Annotated in this window: 4 protein-coding genes and 1 pseudogene; 3 read left to right on the top strand and 2 right to left on the bottom strand. The window is 46.2% G+C overall.

Annotated features, from left to right (window positions below; translation table 11 throughout):
• Nucleotides 1–300, top strand: a pseudogene (locus tag QT984_RS29395) (transposase); the annotation flags it as partial.
• 347 nt (nucleotides 301–647) lie between these two features.
• Here the strand turns inward: QT984_RS29395 and QT984_RS29390 are convergent.
• Nucleotides 648–848, bottom strand: coding sequence for an SDR family NAD(P)-dependent oxidoreductase (locus QT984_RS29390; RefSeq protein WP_445243063.1), 201 nt, complete (start codon nucleotides 846–848; stop codon nucleotides 648–650).
• 785 nt (nucleotides 849–1,633) lie between these two features.
• On the opposite strand from QT984_RS29390, the gene QT984_RS29385 reads away from it, so the two are divergent.
• Complete coding sequence (locus QT984_RS29385) at nucleotides 1,634–3,949, top strand: cation:proton antiporter domain-containing protein (protein WP_333057290.1); 2,316 nt, start codon at nucleotides 1,634–1,636, stop codon at nucleotides 3,947–3,949.
• 179 nt (nucleotides 3,950–4,128) lie between these two features.
• Here QT984_RS29385 and QT984_RS29380 read toward each other — a convergent pair whose 3' ends face one another.
• Nucleotides 4,129–4,341, bottom strand: coding sequence for an Hfq-related RNA-binding protein (locus tag QT984_RS29380; protein WP_333057289.1), 213 nt, complete (start codon nucleotides 4,339–4,341; stop codon nucleotides 4,129–4,131).
• 598 nt (nucleotides 4,342–4,939) lie between these two features.
• Between QT984_RS29380 and dapF the strand changes: the two genes are divergently transcribed.
• Complete coding sequence (gene dapF, locus QT984_RS29375) at nucleotides 4,940–5,782, top strand: diaminopimelate epimerase (protein WP_333233848.1); 843 nt, start codon at nucleotides 4,940–4,942, stop codon at nucleotides 5,780–5,782.
• Nucleotides 5,783–6,122 lie beyond the last annotated feature (340 nt).

Genomic DNA, 6,122 nt, shown 5'->3' with positions numbered 1-6,122 from the left:
TTTATTTTTCGTGATGCCAAGCAATTTACGGGATTGTCGGATTGTCAAGCTCGTCATTTACCACGGCTTGATTTTCATTTTAATGCCAGTCTAATTGCCTTAAATTTAGCAAAACATGAACTCTCTAGTTGTCATTCATCTGCCAAGTCGTTTGTGTTTTCAATGGCTTCTTATAAACGGCTGGAATTCAATAAGCATCTACTTTGTACCTTTATTGATAAGTTAGATTTAGACCCGGATTTGATTTTAAACCATCCTAATCTTCCTTCAGTCTTGTCTTATGGTACTTTGGCTGCTTAAAAACTGTCCGGAGTATTGATTATTATAGCAATCCTAAATCATTCAGGTACATTTGTAGGGGTAGTGCTACCCCTACTCCCCGTGCCTACCCCCTATCTATCGGGGCAACCGGGCGTGGGATTGCCCGTACAATAATTAGGCGAATGATTTAGGGTGGCTATATATCTAAAATAAGTGCGTTATTAAAAACAATTACAGCAGTTGTATTGCCCATGTTTTTCGATGTATCTCTCCGATTTCTTCATTGTTATTGCGTGATAGCCGGATGCAGCAAAGTTGCTTGCTAATCGATACTCAGTTTTATTACAGCATATTCGGTGATTGATGAAATACAGTAGCCGCTATATTTATTCGGCAACATCGGTGACTCGATAGGCAACTGTGCCACCTGTTTTTTCGATTGCAGCAACTAAGTCCTTGAGTCTATCTTCGCGGCGGGCAGCAAGCATGAGTTTGGCTCCGCTGGCGGCTAAACGATGAGCGGTGGCTTCACCTAAACCGCTACTTGCTCCAGTAATGATGACCACCTTGTTTTGAATCTCAGACATATTCACTCCTGTTAATTGATTAAATCGGCTCACCTAAAATCGATCGCAAATCCGCTTAATTACCAAGCGCGATCGTATTGAATTGGAGCAGGCACCGATTGACGTAGTTGCTTCGCAGCCCGCATCGGCCAATAAGGATCGCGCAGCATTTCTCTAGCAAGTAATACCATATCTGTTTGACCTGACAGTTAGGGAGTCGATCGCCTCTAGGGCAGTATTTACAGGTGCGACGCCAGCTTTGTCAAACTTGCATCCCGAATGGGCAAGTCATTTTGAGGTATCAAGATTAAACCAAATTACTTGTCTAAAACCTAAATTTTTATTGTTAGCAAAACCGGGGATTACTATAAAAAAATACAAAAGTGCCTGAGTAATTATCCAGTAGATAGGGTAAATCTGCAAGCAGGGCTTGCATAAATAAAAACAATTTTAACTAATCCTTTTTACCATTCGCCGATCGGTGAACCTACACCATGAGAAAACCGCTCAATACAAAAAAGTAATCAACACCGCTCCACCCAGCCTGAAATAAATTAAAAAAAGTAACTTGATTTAATCTCACCGCGCTCATCTCGTTGAGGTGAAACATTACCACTAATACCCCCACAATCCCTCGATCAACTTGCCAGAGGTTAAGCTTTTTGTGAGAAGTTGAACTCTGTGCAATGAAAAAATACCTTAGTCGAGGGTGGCCGTTGTGCTTGTTCCTCAACTACTGTCAACTCACTAAACATAGTCAACACATTAGACACTATAATATAACTTTATACTTTTTTCATAAAGTTGTGCAAGAAGACTTCCGACTGATCGTTGACTTAGTTCTAGTTCTCGCTGCTGCCGCAGCAGGAGGACTCTTTGCATCGCTATTGCGACAGCCGGTAATTCTCGGCTATCTCCTGGGAGGGATCGTAGTTGGGCCGGCCGGTTTGGGGCTGATTAAAGAATTAATTCAGGTAGACACCCTGGCGGAATTCGGGGTTGCTTTTCTGTTATTTGCCTTGGGAGTGGAATTTTCTTTCGCCGAACTCCAGAAAGTAAAAGCCATTAGTTTGGGCGGAGGGGGCTTGCAAATTGTGCTGACGATCGCCATTACTACTGCAATTTCCTTGGCTGTAGGCTGGGTAGAATCGCCCGCCCAAGGCGTGTTTTTAGGATCGATTCTGTCACTTTCCTCTACCGCAGTCGTACTGAAATGCTTGATGGAACGCAATGAATCCGGTACTTCCCACGGTCAAGTCATGCTGGGAATATTAGTAGTTCAAGATTTGGCTTTGGGGCTAATGTTAGCAGTTTTGCCGGCACTCAATCAGCCAGCAGAAGAGATCGGCATGACGGTAGCGTGGGCCCTGCTGCGGATCGGGTTATTTGCGATCGGTGCTGTAGTCGCGGGCATTTGGATGGTACCGCAGTTGCTGCGCTATTTGGCGAAAACAGAAAGTCGGGAACTGTTTTTGCTGGGAGTTGTGGTGTTGGCTTTAGGGATTGCGCTGCTGACAGAATATTTGGGTTTTTCGATCGAGATGGGCGCATTTGTGGCGGGTTTAATGATTTCGGAGGTGGAATATGCTGACCAAACTCTAACTTATGTCGAGCCTTTGCGAGATATTTTTGCATCCTTATTTTTTGTCACCATCGGAATGTTAATTGACCCGATGTTTCTGTGGAACCATCTAGAAGTAATTCTGGGACTGGTATTTATAGTATTTGTCGGCAAATTCTTGATTATAACGCCGATCGTCCGACTATTTGGCTATCCGCTAAAAACAGCATTAATCGCAGGTTTGGGCTTAGCTCAAATAGGAGAATTCTCCTTTGTACTCGCTAGTGCCGGCCAAGCTATGGGGCTGGTTTCGCGGAACGTTTACCTGTTAATTTTAGGAACGACAGCAGTCACCCTCGTGCTAACTCCGTTTGTGTTGAGAAGCGTGCCGCAGTTATTGAAATGGGCGGAAAATTTCGGGCCTTTGCAGCGCTATTTTGACGAAACATCTCAACCTGTGGCAATAGCTGAAAGTTTGCCGGAACAAAATTATGTTGTGGTTTGCGGCTACGGGCGAGTCGGCAGAATTTTAGTCAAAATGCTGCAAAGCCGCAACTGTTCTGTTGTGGTGATCGATGAGTCAGAAAGTAGAATTCAAGATTGCAGAATGCAAGGAATTCCTTACATTTACGGGAATGCTGCCAGTTGGCACGTATTGGAAGCCGCGCGGGTGGAACGGGCAAAAGCAATGGCGATCGCCCTTCCCGATCCCATGAGCACTCGCTTGTGTCTGAAGCGGGCTTTAGAATTAGTCCCGGATTTGGATATTGTGGTGTGCGCGAACCAAGATAAAGACATCGAACTGCTTTATCAATTGGGGGCCTGGGAAGTTGTGCAGCCGGAGTTTGAGGCCAGTTTAGAACTGTCTTCCCACTTGCTGGCTGGCATGGGACTTTCGGCAATGGCGATCGGGCGGGATGTGCAGCAAATTCGCAGCAGCCGCTATCTGGAATTGCGGCCACCGCGCGAACCTTTGGCGGTTTCGCGGGATTTGAAAGTGGCGGTTCGAGATATGAACAGCGAGTGGTACAACTTGCCGTCGGGTTCTCCCATCGCCAGCATGACTCTGGAAGAAACTAACTTGCGACAGTTGACAGGGGTCAGCGTGATGGCGATCGTCCGCGAGAATGGCGAGGAAATTGATTATCCTAACGGGAAGACAGCTTTGCAGTCGGGCGATCGACTTTTTGTAGTGGGAGAACCGGAAGAACTCATCAGTTTTGAGTTGCTGGCGAAGGGGGAAGTTGCAGTCCCGCAGGGGGACAGTTCTTGCCAGTGGCTGAGACTGCCAGCAAACAGCCCTTGGGCGGGCCAAAAACTGTCAGAGGTAGATGTGCTGACGCAGTACGGGGTGCAGGTGCGGGCTATCCGCCGGGAAGGGAAATTTACTCGCTGGCCCGACGGAAGTAGCAATTTGCAAGAAGGCGATCGTTTGCTGCTGTGTGGCGGCTTTTACGAGCTCGGCTTGATGCAGCGGACGGCCTCACCGCGGGTGCCACAACCAGCTTTAAAGCTGCCTTTGGTCAAGGCCCAAGTCATCGAAAAGCTGTTTAGCGATTAGGGAAGTTCGGCAACGGATTCGCTCGACGGATGTAACGGATGTAACGGATGTAACGGAGGTCAGGAAGACCGAAGTTGGAAGAGGTTCGAGGGAAGAGGGAAGATTTTTCCCCTCTCCCACTCTCCCAATCTCCCAATCTCCCCCTCTCCCTGTCTCCCCCTCTCCCACTCTCTGTCTCCTCAGCCGTTGGGTTTGAGATAAGCAATTGCTGGTCGCGAGATCAGAATTTGTGTTTCTGATGGATCGAGGAGGCAAATGCAGCTATTATCCTGCCAAAAAATTCTGCCAGCTACTAAGTCGCCGGTCAGGAGTTTGATTTCCACCTGTTGTTTGTCTTTGATGTAGCTTTGTATTAAGCGAACGCTGGGCAATCCGGTTTCAAATTCAGACATAGTTCAGAAAATTATAGTCAAATATTACCTTAAACCATATTCTTCTGTTTATACCGTTTAACCCTTACTGCCGCAACTACAAGGGTGTCTCCCCGATGACGGAGAAACCCCTTGGCGGTTACTTTTATACCGATATTCATTCAGCCATTGACATCAGCATTAATTATACGAATTCTCCAAAATATTGCAACAATTACAGCACTTTCCAGGTAAGTGAAGTACAGAGAAACCGGGTTTCTTGAATAAAACCGGTTTCTGGCGAGAAATCCAGAAGAAACCCGGTTTCTGGGGTGTACTTTATAAACCTGGAATCCGCTGTATTAGTTTGTGGTTGGTTTACGATCGCGCTTCAGCTAAGGTGCGTCGCTTGGAGATGGTCGCTCTTTTTTAGAATTTAATGGTGGCGACGCACCCTACAGCTACTGTTGCATGACTTTTGAGAATTAGTATTAAATATCGCTGGGGAGTTATAAATATTATATTTGTTTATGTTGCACGAGAAAGGACTATAAATTGCATAAAGTTTTATAATACTGAGAAATGGGTAATTTGGTCCGCAAATTATCTAATCAGTTTTAACCAAAAGAGGTTTGTTTTTATGCCGATCGAGTTTGCGAAGTATCACGGACTGGGAAATGATTTTATTCTGATTGACAACCGCCACTCGTCAGAACCGGTGATCGCGCCAGAACAAGCTGTGGATTTGTGCGATCGACATTTCGGGATTGGTGCAGACGGTGTGATATTTGCTCTTCCGGGTCAAAATGACACTGACTATACGATGCGGATTTTTAACTCCGACGGTTCGGAACCAGAAATGTGCGGCAACGGGATTCGCTGTTTGGCTAAGTTTATCGCGGATTTGGACGGGTCAGAGGCGAAAACTCAGTACCGCATCCACACTCTGGCTGGTGTGATTAGCCCGGAATTGCGATCGGACGGTCAGGTTAAGGTGGATATGGGAGTTCCCCGGCTGCTGGCTGCGGAAATTCCGACAACTTTGGCCGCACCGGATGCCAAAGCTATAGATGTGCCGATCGAAGTTGCTGATAAATCTTGGTCTGTTACCTGTGTCAGCATGGGTAATCCTCACTGCATTACTTTTGTAGAGGATGTTGCGGCTGTTGCTTTAGAAACTGTCGGGCCTCAATTCGAGCACAACAAAGCATTCCCGCAGCGTACCAATACGGAATTTATTCAAGTGGTACGTTCAGACTATGTAAAAATGCGGGTGTGGGAAAGAGGCGCGGGTGTTACTCTAGCTTGTGGGACTGGTGCTTGTGCTGCTGTGGTAGCTGGGGTGTTGGTAGGAAAGTGCGATCGGGCAACTGCTGTTGAGCTCCCCGGCGGCGTTTTGGAAATCGAATGGGCAGAAGTTTCTGGGCGCATTTACATGACCGGGCCGGCACAGCGAGTATTTACTGGTTGTATGAGTGATTAGTCATTAGTTATTAGTCATTAGTTATTAGTCATCAGTCACTGGTCAGAAGGGATTTTTTGTTGAATTAACAAGCAATAAAAATTATTGACTTCAAAATTTTTATTGAATTCTGACCAATGCCTTCCGCCTTCACAAATCATTGGCTGCGGACTGAAGACTGAAGGCTAATAACTAAGCCGGAAATCTCAAATCTCAAATCTCAAATCTAAAATTAAGTAGGTGGGCTGGCAGGGCTGGAGGTATTTATCTGATTCAGGACGACAACAGGCTGGTAGAAATGATGGAACAGCCCTACGACTCGGAAGACCAGTTACAAGACTTGCTAGTAACTTATCCTAAT

Source organism: Microcoleus sp. Z1_B2 (genome assembly GCF_036700325.1).
In the GTDB taxonomy this organism is placed as follows: Bacteria; Cyanobacteriota; Cyanobacteriia; order Cyanobacteriales; family Microcoleaceae; genus Microcoleus.
Note: the sequence above shows the minus strand (reverse complement) of the source record. Positions and strands in the feature narration are given on the sequence as shown.

Bases quoted from the DNA above. Each gene is read 5' to 3' on its own strand.
- QT984_RS29390 (WP_445243063.1), bottom strand. From the start codon at position 848: ATGTCTGAGATTCAAAACAAGGTGGTCATCATTACTGGAGCAAGTAGC.
- QT984_RS29380 (WP_333057289.1), bottom strand. From the start codon at position 4,341: ATGTCTGAATTTGAAACCGGATTGCCCAGCGTTCGCTTAATACAAAGC.
- dapF (WP_333233848.1), top strand. From the start codon at position 4,940: ATGCCGATCGAGTTTGCGAAGTATCACGGACTGGGAAATGATTTTATT.